General features: G+C 55.9%; 15 protein-coding genes. 8 read left to right on the top strand and 7 right to left on the bottom strand.

Annotated features, from left to right (window positions below):
- Positions 1-2 precede the first annotated feature (2 nt).
- The gene (locus tag ACMYSP_RS10190) at positions 3-209 is read left to right on the top strand and encodes a DUF1107 domain-containing protein (protein WP_088883510.1); all 207 of its coding nucleotides are present in this window, start codon (positions 3-5) and stop codon (positions 207-209) included.
- A gap of 63 nt (positions 210-272) precedes the next feature.
- Here ACMYSP_RS10190 and araC read toward each other — a convergent pair whose 3' ends face one another.
- The 5 genes from araC to msrA form a co-directional block, all read right to left on the bottom strand.
- A complete protein-coding gene (gene araC / locus ACMYSP_RS10185; protein ID WP_434586632.1) occupies positions 273-1,145 on the bottom strand; it encodes an arabinose operon transcriptional regulator AraC in 873 nt (290 codons plus the stop codon).
- 29 nt (positions 1,146-1,174) lie between these two features.
- The gene (locus ACMYSP_RS10180; RefSeq protein ID WP_434586631.1) at positions 1,175-3,184 is read right to left on the bottom strand and encodes a beta-galactosidase; all 2,010 of its coding nucleotides are present in this window, start codon (positions 3,182-3,184) and stop codon (positions 1,175-1,177) included.
- 18 nt (positions 3,185-3,202) lie between these two features.
- Entirely contained in the window at positions 3,203-4,435 is a 1,233-nt protein-coding gene (locus tag ACMYSP_RS10175) for an oligosaccharide MFS transporter (RefSeq protein ID WP_434586630.1), read from the bottom strand.
- A 197-nt stretch (positions 4,436-4,632) separates the two neighbouring features.
- Entirely contained in the window at positions 4,633-5,976 is a 1,344-nt protein-coding gene (locus tag ACMYSP_RS10170; protein WP_434586629.1) for a hemolysin family protein, read from the bottom strand.
- 171 nt (positions 5,977-6,147) lie between these two features.
- On the bottom strand, positions 6,148-6,786 hold the full coding sequence (msrA, locus tag ACMYSP_RS10165; RefSeq protein ID WP_434586627.1) for a peptide-methionine (S)-S-oxide reductase MsrA: 639 nt from the start codon (positions 6,784-6,786) through the stop codon (positions 6,148-6,150).
- 210 nt (positions 6,787-6,996) lie between these two features.
- On the opposite strand from msrA, the gene tamA reads away from it, so the two are divergent.
- The 3 genes from tamA to ACMYSP_RS10150 are packed head-to-tail and all read left to right on the top strand — an operon-like array spanning position 6,997 to position 12,850.
- Positions 6,997-8,730 carry an autotransporter assembly complex protein TamA gene (gene tamA / locus ACMYSP_RS10160; RefSeq protein ID WP_434586626.1) on the top strand — a complete coding sequence of 578 codons (1,734 nt, stop codon included), beginning with the start codon at positions 6,997-6,999 and terminating at the stop codon, positions 8,728-8,730.
- The gene (gene tamB / locus ACMYSP_RS10155; RefSeq protein WP_434586625.1) at positions 8,727-12,503 is read left to right on the top strand and encodes an autotransporter assembly complex protein TamB; all 3,777 of its coding nucleotides are present in this window, start codon (positions 8,727-8,729) and stop codon (positions 12,501-12,503) included. Before tamA ends, tamB begins: the two co-directional genes overlap by 4 nt.
- Positions 12,504-12,505: 2 nt before the next feature.
- A complete protein-coding gene (locus ACMYSP_RS10150) occupies positions 12,506-12,850 on the top strand; it encodes a gamma-glutamylcyclotransferase family protein (RefSeq protein ID WP_434586624.1) in 345 nt (114 codons plus the stop codon).
- Positions 12,851-12,990: 140 nt separating this feature from the next.
- Here the strand turns inward: ACMYSP_RS10150 and ppa are convergent, their stop codons facing one another.
- Positions 12,991-13,518 carry an inorganic diphosphatase gene (gene ppa / locus ACMYSP_RS10145; protein ID WP_004098041.1) on the bottom strand — a complete coding sequence of 176 codons (528 nt, stop codon included), beginning with the start codon at positions 13,516-13,518 and terminating at the stop codon, positions 12,991-12,993.
- Positions 13,519-13,921: 403 nt separating this feature from the next.
- On the opposite strand from ppa, the gene ytfQ reads away from it, so the two are divergent.
- The 4 genes from ytfQ (at position 13,922) to yjfF (ending at position 18,583) form a co-directional block, all read left to right on the top strand.
- Positions 13,922-14,878 carry a galactofuranose ABC transporter, galactofuranose-binding protein YtfQ gene (gene ytfQ, locus ACMYSP_RS10140; protein WP_434586622.1) on the top strand — a complete coding sequence of 319 codons (957 nt, stop codon included), beginning with the start codon at positions 13,922-13,924 and terminating at the stop codon, positions 14,876-14,878.
- A 181-nt stretch (positions 14,879-15,059) separates the two neighbouring features.
- Positions 15,060-16,562 (top strand): galactofuranose ABC transporter, ATP-binding protein YtfR, encoded by a 1,503-nt coding sequence (ytfR, locus tag ACMYSP_RS10135; RefSeq protein WP_434586620.1) that lies wholly within the window; start codon positions 15,060-15,062, stop codon positions 16,560-16,562.
- 10 nt (positions 16,563-16,572) lie between these two features.
- The gene (gene ytfT, locus ACMYSP_RS10130) at positions 16,573-17,598 is read left to right on the top strand and encodes a galactofuranose ABC transporter, ATP-binding protein YtfT (protein WP_434586618.1); all 1,026 of its coding nucleotides are present in this window, start codon (positions 16,573-16,575) and stop codon (positions 17,596-17,598) included.
- Positions 17,585-18,583 (top strand): galactofuranose ABC transporter, permease protein YjfF, encoded by a 999-nt coding sequence (yjfF, locus tag ACMYSP_RS10125; RefSeq protein WP_434586617.1) that lies wholly within the window; start codon positions 17,585-17,587, stop codon positions 18,581-18,583. Before ytfT ends, yjfF begins: the two co-directional genes overlap by 14 nt.
- A 37-nt stretch (positions 18,584-18,620) precedes the next feature.
- On the opposite strand, the gene fbp is transcribed toward yjfF, so the two are convergent.
- Entirely contained in the window at positions 18,621-19,619 is a 999-nt protein-coding gene (fbp, locus tag ACMYSP_RS10120) for a class 1 fructose-bisphosphatase (protein ID WP_434586615.1), read from the bottom strand.
- Positions 19,620-19,756: the final 137 nt, after the last annotated feature.

Below are 19,756 nucleotides of genomic sequence, written 5' to 3'. Positions count from 1 at the left end.
CAATGAAAATTTTCCAACGCTACAATCCGCTGCAAGTGGCGAAGTACGTGAAGATCCTGTTCCGCGGACGGTTATACATCAAGGATGTTGGCGCTTTTGAGTTTGATAAGGGAAAAATCCTTATCCCGAAGGTCAAGGACAAGCAGCATTTGTCTGTGATGTCTGAGGTTAATCGTCAGGTTCTGCGTTTGCAAACCGAGCTGGCGTAACCTGAAAAACGATGTAGCTATGCGGTAAAAAAAGACGGCTCCCCACGGGAGCCGTTGATGTTTCTAGTCCTTCATCATTGCATAACGTTTACGGTACTCGCCCGGCGGGATGTCGTTATGTTTGCGGAAAATCCGGGTGAAATAGACCGGGTCTGCGTAACCGACCGACAGCGCAATTTTGTTCAACGGCAGTGATGTGCTCTGAATCAGCCATTTTGCCCGGTTGATGCGCTGCGCCTCGCGCCAGGCGTACACCGTCTGCCCGAGTTCATTTTTGAACAGGTGGGCCAGCCTTGACGGTGAGATGAAAACCATCGCTGCCAGAGTTTCAATTTTAACTTCCTGGGCAATGTGCTCGTTGAGATACGCACAGACGGCGTTAATCCGCGGGTCGTGAGCGTGGCGATTGCTGATGGGCTGAAGCTGAAAACAGTTAAGGATCAGGCGTTCCAGCGCATTCATGGCCAGCGCTTCCGACAGCGGGGCGCTGGCAGAATGGTGGCGAATGACCTCATAGAACAGATCGCGCAGATTTTGCTGTTGTTCGGGGTCGGTAATCGTGGTTTTGCCAATATTATGGGTCGTCTGGTCCCATTTCAGCCAGTCTATCCAGTAGGGGCGAGGAATAAAGTAGATCCACAGATGGTCCCAGTGATCGCTGTGTTCATCCCGCCCGTAATGATGCGGAACGCCGGGCGGAAAGAGCAGCATATCGTTTTCGCGACACAGCAGGGAGCCGTCACCGGCTTTGGCGCGGGCCTGGCCGCGCAGGGTGAAATTAATAATGTAGCCTTTCATCCCCTGCGGGCGGTTAATGTAATAATCCAGCGTTGAACCGCGGGTGATGGGCGTAAAGCCCGCGACAACCCAGGCGTTGAAGGTAAAGGTCTTCATCAACGGCGAGAAATTCAATAGCTCATTGATATCCAGTTCCATTGTTTCCTCGTCTGAGCGCCGCGATACAGTTAACTTTCGATGATACTAAATTCCCAGGCCTTGAGACGCAACGGCTGGCCGACGTGGACGCTTTCGCCGCTCAGTAAATTTTCCCCGGCGCTCTCGCTGATGAGATCCAGCGGGTCAGCGGAGTAGTTGAACAGAAAATTCACCAGGTTGCCGTCGCGATTGCGCATCTTTTTGACCACCAACGGATAGCGGTATGCCGACGTGCGCGAACGCAGTGTCTGGTCGGTGGTGAGTAAATCAAACAGTTGGCTGATGAGCCTCTTGTGCGGCAGGAAGCCCACATAGATGGCGCGGCCCTGGCCATAGTCTGCATCAGTGGCGGCGGCATATTCACCCCAGGCAGGGTGCTGATAGCGCAGCAGCGTGCGGGTGTTGGCCTCTGGGGTCAGAAGCTCCATCCACAGTTCGGCCTGGTTGTGCTCGCTACAATCAAGATGCGGGCAGCACGACGCCACGGTGGTCTCTTCCGGAAGCGAGAACTGGCTGTAGCTGACGCCGCAGGCCTGATGCAAAATCCCCGGTTGCGTGCTGTGACGTACCTTGACGTTTTCATCGCTAAAGCCTGATTTAAAGCCAATCAACGCTCTGCCGCCCTGGGCAATATAGCGATTGATACGGGTCAACAGGCCATCATCGGCAGCATAAAGACCCGGCACAATCAACGTGCGGTAACGCGAGGTCTCCTCGTTGACATCGTGGATGATGTCGAGGCTGATGTTGTGGTCGTACAGCGCATCATGGAAGCGGCGGAAAATATCGTTATAGACATTGCCCTGGGCATCACCTGGACGGAACTGATTCAGGGCGTCCATCGCGTCGTTGCTGACAAGCAGGGCGACGTCGTTTTCCGCCCGCAGCTCGGCCAGTTGCGGGGCCAGCCGGGCAAAGTCGGCGCCGATGGTGGTCGCCTCCTGCCAGGTGGGGTTACGCGAAAAATCGTGGCTTAACAACCCTTTCCAGTAGGTCTCAAACGAATTGTGGATCGAATGCCAGTGCCAGTAGGAGACCATCGTCGCGCCGGAGGCAATATGGCTGAAGGCCTGTAGCCGGAGCTGGCCCGGGAACGGCGTCCACTGGGCAAACCCTTGAGCCTGCGTCTCCAGCACGAAGTAGTTCTGTCCTTGCTTCAGCGAACGGGTGATGGCGCCACCAAAGGCGATTTCCCGCCCGGTAAGGTGTTGCTGGCTGGGGTGATAGATATCGACCCCGGCAATATCCAGCGCCTGCGCGGCGGCAGCGTGATCGACCCGCGGCTGAACGCCATAAGAGTAGCCCCGCCATTCAAAATCGAAGTTATGGGTGACAAACTGCTGCGGCTGCGCATACTCGCGCACGATCTCCGCCTGCCAGGCCAGATACTCCGTCACCTGTTGACGCTGATAACGCGAAAACGCGCAGGCGAGGCTGGCGTTGATGGTGTTTTCAACCGGCGGGAAATCCTGCCAGTTGTCGATGCGGTTGCTCCAGTAGTTCAGACCAAAATCGTGATTAAGCTGGTCGAGGTCCGGATACCGTTCCCGCAGGCTACGCACGAACCCTTCCTGCATATAGCGGCCAATATTATCGTAGTGCTTGGTTTCGTTATCCAACTGCCAGCCGATTATCGCCGGGTGATGCTGAACGTGCGCCATCAGGGTACGGATAATGTTCTCGGCATAGCGCCGAAAGGTCGGGTTGACGATATCCATAATTTGCCGCGGGCCATATTTCTGCTGCCCTTCGACGGTGGTGACCATAATGTCCGGGTGTTTCGCCGCCAGCCAGGCCGGGACGGCATAGGTGGGCGTGCCGATAATCACCGCAATGCCGGCTTCGTGCATTGCGTCCAGCACCCGGTCAATATGGTAGAAGTTGTAGACGCCCTCCCGAGGCTCCAGGGTACTCCAGGTGGACTCGGCAATGCGCACGACGTTAATTCCCGTTTCACGCATTAAGGCGATATCTTTCGCCAGACGATCCTCCGGCATATATTCGTCGTAATAAGCCACGCCATAAAATAATGTCGACATGCAGGTTACCTCCTTGAATTAATGAGCGGGCGCCGGTTGCGGAGCAAAAATGCGCGCGTTGTTCAGCGTAATGGCCGAGATCAGGGTGAAGCACAAGGCGATACTGCCCAGCACGATATAGCTGCTGGTAAAACCCATGCTCTGGTACATATGGCCGATACCGGTGGAAAGGAAAATAGAGCTAAAGCTTTTTGAAAACTGGAAGCCGATTAAATAAACGGTGGCGGAAAGTAGTGGATTGAAGTTGGCGGTGATATATTTCAATGCAGCAACCAGTAATACCGAACTTTCAAAGCCGTGAAGCAGTTTAATCAGGCTGATAGAGACCGGGCCAACGGCCCAGGCCGAACCAATGATGCGCAGGCTCATGATCATCCCGCAGTACAGCAGGGCGTTTTTTGGGCCGATTTTATTCACAAACCACGGGGCAAAAAACATCACCACGGCATCGAGGAAAATCTGCCCGGTGGTTAAATAGCCAAAGACTTCCGCGCCGCGCGCTTTACTTTCAAAGAAATGGCTGTAGTAGATGGCGAACTGCTGGTCGTAGGTTTCATACACTGCACCCACCCCGATCATGTAGATGGCGAAGAACCAGAATTTCTTCATCTTCAGCAACGAGGTAGCGTCCTGCAGGGTCACCGGCGTGGCTTTTCCTGATGACATTGCCCCTTGCGCGCGAGGGCTAATCTGCATTTTCCAGACAATCACCAGCAGGCAAACCCCGGCGCAGCTCGCCAGCCAGAAGATCATGTTCTGATCGATACCGTAGAGCTTGCCGGCGGCAAAGGTGCCGATCGCGGCGCCAATGCCGCCAAACATTCTGGCACGACCGAATTCAAACCCGGAGGCGCGACTGACTTTATCAATATAGGCTTCGCAAATGCCGCAGCCGGCACCATAGGCCATGCCGATATAGATGCCGCCGGCCAGCGCCCCGAGAAAGACGTTAATTTTTAATAATGGCGCGAAGACGTAAATCCAGTAGGGGGCGAATAAGGTAATAATAATGGCCAGCATCCACATCAGGTTTTTACGATAAACTAATTTATCGGAGACAAACCCAAATAACGGCTGAACGCAGACGGCAATAATAGCGGTAAAGGAATATACCAGACCAACGTCGGTGTAATTGATACCGATGGTTTCGGTCAGCCATAATGACAAATAGGGGTAGCAGCATCCCCAGCCTATAAAGAAAAAGAGAAAGAACAGACAGCTGATATAGTAATTTTTATTTGCTTCTATCATGATAACCCTCGTTTCCTGAGAATCGGAATATGATTGTAGAGACGCGAGCAAAGTTACCCTTTTGCGCAAAAGGGAGTCATGAACGTTTCGCTATGGAGCAGTAAAAATCTGCTATCGGCTGAGTGGCGTGAGCAGCTTCACATTCGGCAAATAAAAAAGGCAGAGAGAATCTCTGCCTTTCGTTTCAGGGAAGGGGGTTATGCGGGTTCTTTTTCGCTATCCGTGGATTCGGCCTGCTTTGGGACCAGCACCGTCGGTTTGTTGTCGATCCGCGTCACCAGCAGCTGGTCGATGCGGTAGTTGTCGATATCCACCACCTCGAACTTATAGCCGGAGAACTTCACCGCATCGGTGCGTTTTGGGATCTTACGCAGCATAAACATCATAAAGCCGCCGATGGTTTCATAATTACCGGACTGCGGGAACTCGTCGATATCCAGCACGCGCATCACGTCGTCGATCGGCGTGCCGCCGTCAATCAGCCATGAGTTCTCATCGCGCGCCACGATCTGCTCTTCCAGCCCCTGGCCGACCAGATCGCCCATCAGGGTCGTCATGACGTCATTAAGGGTGATAATTCCCACCACCAACGCGTATTCGTTCATGATCACCGCGAAGTCTTCACCCGCCGTTTTAAAGCTTTCCAGCGCCTCTGACAGCGTCAGGGTATCCGGAACAATCAGCGTATTGCGGATCTGCACGCCACCGGTCAGCACCAGGCTCTGGTTTGCCAGCACGCGGTTGAGCAGGTCTTTTGAATCAACGTAGCCGATGATATGGTCGATATCTTCGTTACAGACCAGAAACTTGGAGTGCGGATGTTCCGCCACCTTGCTCTTCAGGCTCTGCTCATCTTCGTGCAGATCGAACCAGATAATATTTTCACGCGAGGTCATGGAGGACGGAACGGTACGGGATTCCAGCTCAAACACGTTCTCAATCAGCTCATGCTCCTGCTTACGCAGCACCCCCGCCAGCGCGCCGGCCTCGACCACCGCGTAAATATCATCGGAAGTAATATCGTCTTTGCGCACCATCGGTATTTTAAACAGGCGGAAGATATTGTTGGCCATGCCGTTGAACATCCACACCAGCGGGCGGAACACCATCAGGCAGAAGCGCATCGGGTTGATGATGCGCAAAGCTACCGCTTCTGGCGCAATCATACCGATGCGTTTCGGAGTCAGGTCAGCAAACAGGATGAACAGGCTGGTGACCAGGGTAAAGGAGATAATAAAGCTGAGCTGATCGGACAGTTCCGCTGACATATAGCGGCTTAACAGGCTGTTGAAAGCCGGTGAAAATGCAGCATCGCCGACGATACCGCCGAGAATGGCCACCGCGTTCAGGCCGATTTGCACGACGGTGAAAAACATCCCAGGGTTTTCCTGCATTTTGAGAACGCGCTGCGCGTTCACATTGCCATCATCGGCCAGCAGTTTGAGTTTGATTTTACGTGAGGCTGCCAGTGAGATTTCCGATATCGAAAAAAATGCACTGACGGCAATCAGACAAAGTATTACTAAAATACTGTTTAACATAGTTTATCTAGCCATGTGGCCAGATCCTCGGAAGGGAAGTTGATAACGCTAATGTGGAATACATAAAAAACCGGTCCGAAGGCACTGGACCGGCTATAACACAGGGTAGTATAGCGTAAGCTACTGTAAAGCCGCCAGAGCGTTAATTACTCACTTCAGCGATTCACCATTTCAGGCCTGCGGAGGCAGACAGACGCCAATCCCGCCAAGGCCGCAGTAGCCGTGCGGATTTTTGTGCAGATACTGCTGATGATCGTCCTCGGCATAGTAAAACGGTTTCGCTGAGGCAATTTCTGTGGTGATGGTACGGGTATCGTTGGCGTCGCGCATCGCCGCCTGGAAGCTGGCCAGACTGGCCCTGGCCGCCTGATCCTGCTCCGGGGTCAGCGTATAGATCGCCGAGCGGTACTGGGTGCCATGGTCGTTCCCCTGCTGCATCCCTTGTGCCGGGTCATGATTTTCCCAGAACACCTGTAACAGCTGTGCGTAGCTGATGACCTGCGGATCGTAAACGATACGTACCGCTTCGGCATGACCGGTTTCACCCGAACAGACTTCGCGGTAGGTTGGGTTCGGCGTGTAGCCGCCGGTATAGCCTGCAGCGGTGCTATAAACGCCAGGCTGCTGCCAGAACAAGCGTTCGACGCCCCAGAAACAGCCCATCGCGAACAGCGCAACGTCCATCCCGTCTGGGACATTGGTCATGGAGTGGCCATTGACTGCGTGAAGTGTTGCCACCGGCATGGGCGTGTTGCGTCCTGGTAGCGCATCCGCCTGGGCGACAAGATGCGTTTTATCAAATAGACTCACGGTTGGCCTCTCAAAAACATAAGTTGTGGTTAAGGTTGTAACGAAGCGTGTCTTTTTACACAATAAACGCGCTCGATACGTCTAGATTTATATATAAGAATTATTTGGGTTCGCGTCACTTTTTCAACCCTAAGTTGTTGGGGTTTTGTTAAGCCGTGGAACGGCGCTTTCGTTTCCTGCGGGGGGAAACAAGGATATTCAGGAGAAAATGTGCTACAAATCCGCCAGTTATGTGTCACCAGCCTTTTGCTGGTCAGCGGGGTCGCTAGCGCCGCAAACGTGCGTTTGCAGGTTGAGGGGTTGTCCGGAGAGCTGGAAAAAAACGTCCGGGCTCAACTTTCTACGATCCAGAGCGATGAAGTTACGCCGGATCGTCGATTTCGTGCGCGTGTGGATGATGCCATTCGCGTAGGGTTGAAAGCCCTGGGCTACTACGAGCCGACGATCGACTTCGATCTCCGCCCGCCACCGAAAAAAGGCCGACAGGTGCTGATTGCGAAGGTCACGCCCGGTGAACCCGTGCGCATTGGCGGCACGGAGGTGATTCTGCGCGGTGGGGCACGGACTGACCGTGACTATCTGGATTTACTCAAAAAACGCCCGGCCATCGGCACCGTGCTTAATCAAGGCGATTATGACGGTTTCAAAAGCTCCCTGACCCATGTTGCGCTGCGCAAAGGTTATTTCGACGGCGAATTCAATAAAAGCCAGCTTGGCATCGCGCTTGGTCGTCACCAGGCGTTCTGGGATATCGACTACAACAGCGGTGAGCGCTATCGTTTTGGTGATGTGACGTTCAGCGGGTCGCAAATTCGCGACGAATATCTGCAAAACCTGGTGCCCTTTAAACAAGGGGATTACTACACCTCTGAGGATCTGGCTGAGCTTAACCGCCGTCTGGCGGCTACCGGCTGGTTTAGCTCGGTGGTGGTGGCGCCGGAGTTTGATAAATCACGTAAGACCAAAGTGCTGCCGTTGCACGGCGTGGTCTCGCCTCGCAAAGAGAACACCGTTGAAACCGGGGTTGGTTATTCGACTGACGTCGGTCCGCGGGTCAAAGCAACCTGGAAAAAGCCATGGATGAACTCCTATGGCCATAGCCTGACCTCCAGCCTCAGCCTCTCCGCACCGGAACAGCAGCTCGATTTTAGCTACAAAGTCCCACTGTTAAAAAACCCGCTTGAACAGTATTACCTGATGCAGGGGGGCTTTAAGCGCACGGACCTCAACGACACCAAAGCTGACTCCTCAACGCTGGCGGTATCGCGTTACTGGGAGCTCTCCAGCGGCTGGCAGCGCGCCATCAACCTGCGCTGGAGTCTCGACCACTTTACCCAGGCCAACGTGACCAACACCACGATGCTTATCTATCCTGGCGTGTCGGTTAACCGTACCCGCTCGCGCGGCGGTCTGATGCCGACCTGGGGCGATTCTCAGCGCTATTCGGTGGACTACTCCAACACCATGTGGGGCTCGGATATTAACTTCATTGTCGCGCAGGCGCAGGATGTGTGGATCCGTACGCTCTACGACCGCCACCGTTTTGTGGTGCGTGGCAATCTCGGCTGGATTGAAGCCGATGACTTCAACAAAGTTCCGCCGGACCTGCGCTTCTTCGCCGGGGGCGATCGCAGCATCCGCGGCTATAAATACAAATCGATCTCGCCAAAAGATGACGATGGCAAGTTAATCGGTGCCTCCAAGCTGGCCACCGGCTCGCTGGAGTATCAATACAACGTCAGCGGAAAATGGTGGGGCGCCGTGTTCGTCGACAGCGGCGAAGCGGTGAGCGATATCCGTAAGAGTGATTTTAAAACCGGTGCCGGGGTCGGCGTGCGCTGGCAGTCGCCGGTTGGCCCAATCAAGCTGGATATTGCCGCGCCGGTCGGCGATAAAGACGAGCATGGTTTACAGTTTTACATCGGTCTGGGGCCTGAATTATGAGTTTATGGAAGAAAATAAGCCTCGGAGTACTGATCTTTGTGGTCCTGCTGCTGGGGACCGTGGCGTTCCTGGTCGGTACGACCAGCGGTTTGCATCTGGTGCTGAAGGCGGCGGACCGCTGGGTTCCCGGCCTGGAGATCGGCAAGGTCACCGGCGGCTGGCGTGATTTGACGCTGCAAAACGTGCGCTTTGAACAACCGGGCGTGGCGGTCACGGCCGGGCAGTTCCACCTGGCGGTCAAAGTCCGGTGCCTGTGGGATAGCAGCCTGTGTGTGAATGACCTGTCGCTGCGCGATATCTATGTGGCGATCGATACCAGCAAAATGCCGCCTTCTGCGCCAGTGGAAGAAGAAGACACGGGGCCGCTGAATCTCTCGACGCCGTATCCCATCACCCTGAGCCGTATTGCGCTGCAAAACGTGAACGTCAAGATTGATAACACCGCCGTGTCGGTGCGGGACTTCTCGACCGGCCTGAACTGGCAGGAGAAGAACCTGACCCTGACCCCGACCTCGTTGCAGGGGCTGCTGATTGCGCTGCCGAAGGTGGCGAAAGTGGCGCAGGAGCAGGTGGTTGAGCCGAAGATTGACAACCCGCAGCCGCAAGAAAAACCGCTCGGCGAGACGATGAAAGATCTCTTCTCGAAGCCGGTGCTGCCGGAAATGGCCGACGTGCATCTGCCGCTGAATCTGAATATTCAGGAGTTCCGTGGCGAGCAGCTGCGGGTCACCGGCGATACCGACATGACCGTCTACAGCCTGCTGCTGAAAGTCAGCAGCATCGACGGACATATGAAGCTGGACGCGCTGGATGTCGATTCCGATCAGGGCAAAGTCAACGCCTCGGGTAGCGCGCAGCTGCAGGATAACTGGCCGGTCGATATCACCCTCAACAGCACGCTGAACATCGATCCGCTGAAAGGCGAGAAGGTGACGCTGAAAGTCGGCGGCGAGGTGCGTAAAAAGCTGGACGTTGCCGTAGATTTAGCCGGCTCCGTCGCTATGACACTGCGTGCCGACGCACAGCTGGCGGAAGCCGGGCTGCCGTTGAATATGGAGCTGAAGAGCAAGCAGCTGTACTGGCCATTTAGCGGCGAAAAACAGTTCCAGGCCGACGACGTACTGCTGAAATTTAACGGCAAGATGACCGACTACACCATGGCGTTCAGTACCGCGGTGAAGGGGCAGTCGCTGCCGCCGGCGAAGATCACCCTCAACGCCAAAGGGAACGAACAGCAGCTTAACCTCGATAAGCTGACGGTGGCGGCGCTGGAAGGGAAAACCGAGCTGAAGGCGCTGCTGGACTGGCAGCAGGCGATCAGCTGGCGCGGTGAGCTGAAGCTCGACGGCATTAACACAGCCAAAGAGGTGCCGGACTGGCCGTCAAAACTGAACGGGTTGATCAAAACCCAGGGTAGCCTGTACGGCGGGAGCTGGCAGATGTCGGTTCCGGAGCTGAAAATCACCGGTAACGTGAAACAGAATAAGGTCGACGTCAGCGGCTCCCTGCAGGGCAACAGCTACATGCAGTGGAAAATCCCCGGCCTGCATCTGGCACTCGGTAAGAACAGCGCCGACGTGAAGGGTGAGCTGGGGGTCAAAGATCTGAACCTCGACGCCACCATTGATGCACCGAATCTGGATAATGCGCTGCCGGGCCTTGGCGGCACGGCGAAAGGGCTGTTGAAAGTCCGCGGTACCGTCGACGCGCCGCAGCTGCTGGCTGATATCACCGCCCGTGCGCTGCGCTGGCAGGAACTGACGGTAGCGCAGGTCAATGTGAAGGGTGATGTGAAGTCCAGCGACCAGATTGGTGGCAATCTGGATGTGCGGGTAGACCGTATCAGCCAGCCAGGGGTCAATATCAGCCTGGTGCAGCTGAACGCCAAAGGTAACGAGAAGCAACATGACCTGCAGCTGAAAGTCCAGGGCGAGCCGGTTTCCGGGCAGCTGTCGCTGGCGGGAAGCTTCGACCGCAAAGAGGAGCGCTGGAAGGGGACGCTGAGTAATACCCGCTTCCAGACTCCGGTCGGGCCGGTCTCCCTGACGCGCAACATCGCGCTGGATTATCGCAACCTTGAGCAAAAAATCAGTATCGGGCCGCACTGCTGGAGCAACCCGAATGCGGAGCTGTGCGTGCCGCAAACTATTGATGCGGGAGCCAGCGGGCGGGCGGTTGTGAATCTGAACCGCTTTGACCTGGCGATGCTGAAACCGTTTATGCCGGAGGCGACTCAGGCCAGCGGCGTGTTTAGCGGCAATGCCGATGTCAGCTGGGACACCACCAAAGAGGGGCTGCCGCAGGGCAAGGTAACGCTTAACGGCCGCAACGTAAAAGTGACGCAGGTGGTCAACGACGCGCCGCTGCCGGTGGCCTTTGATACCCTGAACCTTACCGCCGACCTGCATAACAACCGCGCCGAGCTCGGCTGGCTGATTCGCCTGACCAACAACGGTCAGCTGGATGGCCAGGTCCAGATCAGCGATCCGCAGGGGCGGCGTAACCTCGGCGGGAATGTGAATATCAACAACTTCTCGCTGGCGATGATTAACCCTATCTTCTCGCGGGGAGAGAAGGCGGATGGGAAGCTTAACGCGCACCTGCGTCTTGGTGGCAATCTGCAAAGCCCGCAGCTGTTCGGTCAGATGCAACTGGGCGGTATCGATATTGACGGTAACTTTATGCCGTTTGATATGCAGCCGAGCCAGCTGGCGATGAACTTCAACGGCACCCGTTCCACGCTGCAGGGCACGGTAAATACCAAACAGGGCCAGATTAGCCTGAGCGGTAATGCCGACTGGACCCAGATTGACAACTGGCGGGCACAGATTGCGGCGAAGGGCAGCCGGGTCCGTATTACCGTGCCGCCGATGGTGCGCCTCGACGTATCGCCTGACGTGGTCTTTACCGCCACGCCAAGCTTGTTTAGTCTGGATGGCAGCGTGGATGTACCGTGGGCGCGTATCGTCGTCAATGAGGTGCCGGAAAGCGCTGTTGGGGTCTCTTCGGACGAGGTGATGCTGAATAACGATCTGCAGCCGGTCAAGCCGCAGAGCGCCGGGATCCCGATCAACAGCAATCTGACCATTCATGTTGGCAACAACGTGCGCCTGGATGCCTTTGGTCTGAAGGCCCGTCTGACCGGCGATCTGAAAGTTGCCCAGGATAAACAAGGTCTGGGTCTGAACGGGCAGATTAATATTCCGGAAGGTCGTTTCCACGCTTACGGCCAGGATCTGATCGTGCGTAAAGGGGAGCTGTTGTTCTCCGGGCCACCGGATCAGCCGCTGCTGAACATCGAAGCGATTCGTAACCCGGATGCGACAGAAGATGACGTTGTGGCCGGGGTGCGGGTAACCGGTCTGGCCGATCAGCCGAAGGCAGAAATCTTCTCTGACCCGGCCATGTCGCAACAAGAAGCACTTTCTTACCTGCTGCGTGGCCAGGGATTGAGTAGCGAACAGGGTGATGGAGCAGCGATGACATCAATGCTTGTTGGCCTGGGGGTTGCACAAAGTGGTCAGGTTGTGGGTAAAATCGGCGAGACGTTTGGCGTAAGCAATTTGGCGTTGGATACCCAGGGGGTAGGTGACTCCTCCCAGGTCGTAGTCAGCGGCTATGTACTGCCAGGTCTGCAGGTAAAATATGGGGTCGGTATCTTTGACTCCCTGGCGACGTTGACTCTACGTTATCGTCTGATGCCTAAGCTATATATGGAAGCGGTGTCTGGCGTAGACCAGGCTCTCGATTTGCTCTATCAGTTTGAGTTTTAGCAATGCGAATATTTGTTTACGGCAGTTTACGACGCAAACAAGGCAACAGCCACTGGATGACTAACGCTCAGTGGCTGGGCGATCATAGTGTCAACGATTATCAGCTGTACAGTCTGGGCCACTATCCAGGCGCGGTGCCGGGCAATGGCACAGTACATGGTGAAGTGTATCGTATTGACGCATCAACGCTGGCCGAACTGGATGCGCTGCGCACCAAAGGCGGTGAATACGCACGTCACTTGATCCAGACGCCTTATGGCAGTGCGTGGATGTATGTCTATCAGCGGCCCGTAGAGGGCTTTACGTTGATAGAGAGCGGTAACTGGTTAGACAGAGACCAGTATTAATAACGACAACGCCACCTTCGGGTGGCGTTGTTTTTTTTAGCCCGGATAAGACGTTAGCCGCCACCCGGGAAAGAGGCCCGTGGCAGAAACAAAAACACCGCCCTGAGGCGGTGTTTTTCGCTAACCTGAGTGCGGCAGAATTACTTCTTAGCGCGCTCGAAGGAAGCAACGATTTCAGCTTTAGCCGCTTCAGCGTTGTCCCAACCGTCAACTTTAACCCATTTGCCCGCTTCGAGGTCTTTGTAGTGCTCGAAGAAGTGGGTGATCTGGGCTTTCAGCAGTTCTGGCAGGTCGTTCACATCTTTGATGTGATCGTACTCTTTGCTCAGCTTGGTGTGCGGTACGGCAACCAGTTTCGCATCTTCACCAGATTCGTCGGTCATCTTCAGAACGCCAACCGGACGGCAGCGGATCACAGAGCCTGGCTCCAGCGGGTACGGCGTCGGGACCAGCACGTCTACCGGGTCACCGTCCAGGGACAGGGTGTGGTTGATGTAACCGTAGTTGCACGGATAGAACATCGCGGTGGACATGAAACGGTCAACGAACAGTGCACCGCTCTCTTTGTCGACTTCGTATTTGATAGGATCTGCATTCGCCGGGATTTCGATCACGACGTAGATGTCTTCCGGCAGATCTTTACCCGCAGGTACGTTGAGTAAGCTCATGTCTGTTTCCTTTAAAATGTATGGCAAACAAGTGCCGGGTATTATAGCCAACTCACATCGAATGTCTTCGCTTCTTTTTGTTCCGCACAGCGTCCGGTTGTCTGAATTTTCCCGCAAAAAACGACCTGAAAATCCATAAACATAGCCGCATCCTGAATAAATTAATGTAACCGTTTACATTGTATCTGTTTGATTTCTCAAGATGGGTAAAATTTCACCGCGTACGTCGGTGGCCGCGCCCTGCGCGAAGCCTTATCCGCTCTCAACTGCCATAAACCCCGCTCTTTAACATTTAATTTACTTTTTCGAAGTGTGATGTAACGCATTCAGTTACATCACGGGTTGTCTATAGTTTGTCCGCAGATGACGATTTCACTCAACGTTACCCTACGAGGATCTTTTTATGTGGAAGCGCTTACTCCTTGTCACAGCAGTTTCCGCAGCTATGTCGTCTATGGCAATGGCTGCCCCTCTGACCGTAGGATTTTCACAGGTCGGGTCTGAATCCGGCTGGCGTGCCGCTGAAACCAACGTGGCGAAAGAGGAAGCCGCGAAACGCGGTATCACTCTGAAGATTGCCGACGGCCAGCAAAAACAGGAAAACCAGATTAAAGCCGTCCGCTCCTTTATTGCTCAGGGCGTCGATGCCATCTTTATCGCTCCGGTGGTTGCGACCGGCTGGGAGCCGGTGTTGAAAGAAGCCAAACAGGCCAAAATCCCGGTATTCCTGCTCGACCGCTCGATTGATGTTAAAGACAAAGATCTCTACATGACCACCGTCACCGCTAATAACGTGCTGGAAGGTCAGCTGATTGGCGACTGGCTGGTGAAAACAGTCGACGGCAAGCCGTGTAACGTCGTTGAGCTGCAGGGCACCGTGGGCGCGAGCGTGGCGATTGACCGTAAGAAAGGCTTTGCCGAAGCGATAGCGAAGGCGTCGAACATCAAGATTATCCGCTCGCAGTCCGGCGACTTTACCCGCAGCAAAGGTAAAGAGGTTATGGAGAGCTTTATTAAAGCGGAGAACAACGGCAAGAACATCTGCATGGTTTACGCGCACAACGATGACATGGTGATTGGCGCCATCCAGGCCATTAAAGAGGCGGGTCTGAAACCGGGCAAAGATATTCTGACCGGCTCTATCGACGGCGTACCGGATATTTATAAAGCGATGATGGCCGGCGAAGCGAATGCCAGCGTCGAGCTGACGCCAAATATGGCCGGGCCAGCGTTTGACGCGCTGGAGAAATATAAGAAAGACGGCACGCTGCCTGAGAAGCTGACCATTACCAAATCGACGCTGTATCTGCCGGACACGGCGAAAGAAGAGTTAGAGAAGAAGAAAGATATGGGCTACTGAGTAGCTCAAACAGGCCATGTTCCCGGTGGCGCTCTGCTTACCGGGATCCAGGTTTACCGCCGTCTACGGACCGGGTAGCCCGGACAGGCGCGCAGTGCCGCCTCCGGGATTTTCCCGATAGCGACAGTACGGCTGAGCCCCCTCTCCTCCCATCAGGAGAGGGTAAAGGTGAGGGGAGATCATGAACGGCGAATCACATCAGGAAATCCTTCGCACGGAAGGGCTCAGCAAGTTTTTCCCAGGCGTCAAAGCGCTGGATAACGTCAATTTTAACCTGCGACGCGGTGAAATCATGGCCCTGCTCGGTGAAAACGGGGCCGGTAAGTCGACGTTGATTAAAGCCCTCACCGGCGTCTATCACGCCGATCGTGGGGCGATCTGGCTGGAAGGGCAGGAAATATCGCCGAAAAATACCGCACATGCCCAGCAGCTGGGGATCGGCACGGTCTATCAGGAAGTTAACCTGCTACCGAACATGTCGGTGGCGGATAACCTGTTTATCGGCCGTGAACCGCGTCGTTTTGGCCTGCTGCGGCGCAAAGAGATGGAAAGGCGCGCCACCGCGCTGATGGAGTCCTACGGTTTCTCCCTCGACGTGCGCGAACCCCTGAACCGATTTTCGGTCGCGATGCAGCAGATTGTTGCCATCTGTCGGGCGATTGACCTGTCGGCGAAAGTGCTGATCCTCGATGAGCCTACCGCCAGTCTGGATACCCAGGAGGTGGAGATGCTCTTCACCCTGATGCGCCAGCTGCGCGATGACGGCGTCAGCCTGATTTTCGTCACCCATTTCCTCGACCAGGTGTATGCCGTCAGTGACCGGATCACCGTCCTGCGCAACGGCGGGTTTGTCGGCTGTCGGGAAACCCGCGAGCTGCCGCAGATTGAGCTGGTGAAGATGATGCTTGGCCGCGAGCTGGAGCATGATGCGTTGCACCGCGCGGGCCGTACTCTGCTTAGTGACAAGCCGGTTGCTGCCTTTGCCGGCTACGGCAAGAAGGGCGTTATTACGCCGTTTGACCTCGAAGTCCGCCCCGGCGAAATCGTCGGCCTGGCGGGGCTGCTGGGGTCCGGGCGCACCGAAACTGCCGAAGTGATCTTCGGGATTAAACCGGCGGACAGCGGAACGGCGTGGATCAAAGGTAAACCGCAGGGGCTGCGATCGCCGCATCAGGCTTCCTGTCTGGGGATTGGTTTTTGCCCCGAAGATCGTAAAACCGACGGCATTATTGCTGCGGCATCGGTGCGGGAAAATATCGTGCTGGCGCTGCAGGCTCAGCGCGGCTGGTTACGACCGATTCCACGGCGCGAACAAAATGACATTGCCGAACGCTTTATCCGCCAGTTGGGGATCCGCACGCCCAGCGCGGAACAGCCGATCGAGTTTCTCTCCGGCGGCAACCAGCAGAAGGTGCTGCTTTCCCGCTGGCTGCTGACCAAACCGCAGTTCCTGATCCTCGATGAGCCGACGCGCGGTATTGATGTCGGCGCGCATGCGGAGATTATTCGCCTGATTGAAACCCTGTGCGCCGATGGTCTGGCGCTGCTGGTGATCTCCTCGGAGCTGGAAGAACTGGTGGGTTACGCCGACCGGGTGATTATTATGCGCGATCGCAAGCAGGTCGCGGAGATCCCGCTGGCGGAGCTTTCCGTCCCGGCGATCATGAACGCTATTGCGGCATAAGGAGTAACCCATGATGCCAGGATCTCTTCCCCAAACCGGTCAACCAAAACGGCGCTTCAACTGGCCGAAAGGCATGCCACAAATTATCGCCCTGGTGCTGGTACTGGTGGTGGATAGCCTTGTGGCCCCGCACTTCTTCCAGATTGTGCTGCAGGACGGGCGCCTGTTCGGCAGCCCTATTGATATTCTCAACCGCGCGGCGCCGGTGGCGCTGCTGGCGATCGGCATGACGCTGGTTATCGCGACCGGCGGGATTGACCTGTCGGTGGGGGCGGTGATGGCCATTGCGGGTGCCACGGCGGCCTCGATGACCGTCGCCGGGCACGCCCTGCCGGTGGTGCTGCTGACCGCGCTGGCGGCAGGGGCGCTGGCGGGGCTGTGGAACGGCATTCTGGTGGCGATCCTCAAGATCCAACCCTTTGTGGCGACGCTGATCCTGATGGTGGCCGGGCGCGGCGTCGCGCAGTTGATCACCGCCGGGCAGATCGTCACCTTTGATTCACCGCACCTGGCGTGGCTCGGCAGCGGTTCGTTGCTGCTCTTGCCAACGCCAGTCCTGATTGCCGCCGCGACGTTATTGCTGTTCTGGCTGTTCACCCGCAAAACGGCGCTGGGCATGTTTATCGAAGCGGTGGGGATCAACATTCGGGCCGCGAAAAACGCCGGGGTGAATACCCGGATCGTCGTGATGCTGGCCTATGTGCTGAGCGGCATCTGTGCGGCGATCGCCGGGGTGATCGTGGCGGCGGATATTCGTGGCGCCGATGCCAATAACGCCGGACTGTGGCTGGAGCTGGACGCGATCCTGGCGGTAGTGATCGGCGGCGGTTCACTGATGGGCGGGCGCTTTAACCTGCTGCTGTCGGTGGTGGGCGCGTTGATCATCCAGGGGATGAATACCGGGATCCTGCTGTCGGGCTTCCCGCCGGAGATGAATCAGGTCGTAAAAGCGGTGGTGGTACTGTGCGTGCTGATCGTCCAGTCACCGCGCTTTATTGGTTTACTTAAAGGGGTGCGCGGCCATGATAAAACGTAATTTACCGTTGATGATCACCCTGGCCGTGTTTGTGCTGGGCTACCTTTATTGCCTGACCCAGTTTCCCGGGTTTGCCTCGACGCGGGTTATCTGCAACATCCTGACTGATAATGCCTTTCTTGGCATCATTGCCGTCGGGATGACCTTTGTGATCCTCTCTGGTGGAATCGATCTCTCGGTCGGGTCGGTGATCGCCTTCACCGGCGTGTTTCTGGCAAAAGCCATTGGCAGCTGGGGGATCAACCCGCTGCTGGCCTTTCCGCTGGTGCTGTTGATGGGCTGTGCGTTTGGTGCCTTTATGGGGCTGCTGATCGACGCGCTGAAAATTCCGGCCTTTATCATTACCCTCGCCGGCATGTTCTTTCTGCGTGGCGTCAGCTATCTGGTGTCTGAGGAGTCGATCCCGATTAACCATCCGGTCTACGACACGCTGTCCGACCTGGCGTGGATGATCCCCGGCGGTGGACGTCTGAGCGCGATGGGGCTGCTGATGCTGCTGGTGGTGGTGGCGGGGATATTTATGGCGCACCGTACTCGCTTCGGCAATGAGGTTTATGCCATTGGCGGCAGCGCCACCTCGGCCAATCTAATGGGCATTTCGACCCGCAGCACCACCATTCGTATTTATATGCTCTCCACCGGGCTGGCGACGCTGGCGGGGATCGTGTTCTCGGTCTACACCCAGGCCGGTTATGCGCTCGCCGGGGTCGGCGTGGAGCTGGATGCTATTGCCTCGGTGGTGATTGGCGGTACGCTGCTAAGCGGCGGCGTGGGAACGGTGCTGGGGACGTTGTTCGGCGTGGCGATTCAGGGGTTGATTCAGACCTACATTAACTTCGACGGCACGCTGAGCTCGTGGTGGACGAAAATTGCCATCGGCATTCTGCTGTTTATTTTTATCGCGCTGCAGCGTGGTTTGACGGTGCTGTGGGAAAACCGCCAGAACTCACCGGTCACGCGGGTGAGCGGTTCGGCACATCGCTAGCGGATATCCCCTCCCGGACGGGAGGGGAAGGGAATGCTTAGGCGTCCGGGAACGCTTTGATGAGGTTCTCGACGTCTTCAACCATATGGTCGTTACCGACGAAGAAAGAACGGCGCTGGTGCAGGCTGGTCGGGACGATATCCAGAATGCGCTCTTTACCGTCGCTGGCTTTACCGCCCGCTTGCTCCGCGAGGAACGCCATCGGGTTGCATTCGTACAGCAGACGCAGCTTGCCTTCCGGGTGGCTGGCGGTGCTCGGGTACAGGTAGATACCGCCTTTCAGCAGGTTGCGGTGGAAATCCGCCACCAGTGAACCAATATAGCGCGAGGTGTACGGGCGCTGGGTTCCGCTGTCTTCTTCCTGGCAGAACTTGATGTACTTCTTCACGCCCATCGGGAACTTGATGTAGTTCCCTTCGTTAATGGAGTAAGTATTGCCTTTTTCCGGGAAGCGCATGCGCTCCTGGGAGAGGCAGAACACGCCAAGCGAAGGGTCATAGGTGAAGGCGTGAACGCCGCAGCCGGTCGTATAGACCAGCATGGTCGAGGAGCCGTACACCACATAGCCGGCAGCGACTTGCTGGCTGCCCGGCTGCAGGAAATCTTCAACGGTGACCGGTGTTCCAACCGGGGTTATGCGGCGATAGATGGAGAAGATCGTCCCCACAGAGACGTTAACGTCGATGTTAGAGGAGCCATCCAGAGGGTCCATGAGCACCACGTATTTCGCGTGTTCACAGCCTTCAAAAACAACGATTTCATCTTCTTCTTCGGAGGCGATCCCCGCCACGATATCGCGTGCTCGCAGTGCAGCTTTTAATTTTTCATTGGCGAACAGGTCGAGTTTTTGCTGAACCTCACCCTGGACGTTTTCAGCACCGCTGGCACCCAGGATATCGACCAGACCGGCCTTGTTGATATCGCGGTGGATGATCTTGGCGCCTAACTTTATCGCCGACAACAAAGCAGTAAGCTCGCCGGTTGCGTGGGAGAACTCGTGTTGCTTTTCGACAATAAATTCACCTAACGTTTTCATAACCCGTTCCCTGCATGTTTATGTGAAGTAAAACGAACGCAACAATCTTAACAAAGAATAAAAAAAATACGCACAGGTGAATCGCGCCAGCAAAAAACGGAATCGCCTGAAATGCATTTCTCTGATGCCGTACATAT

Source organism: Klebsiella sp. R390 (assembly GCF_051131745.1).
Classification (GTDB): Bacteria; Pseudomonadota; Gammaproteobacteria; order Enterobacterales; family Enterobacteriaceae; genus Klebsiella.
The sequence above is the reverse complement of the archived record's forward strand: the minus strand, read 5'-3'. Positions and strand labels throughout refer to the sequence as shown.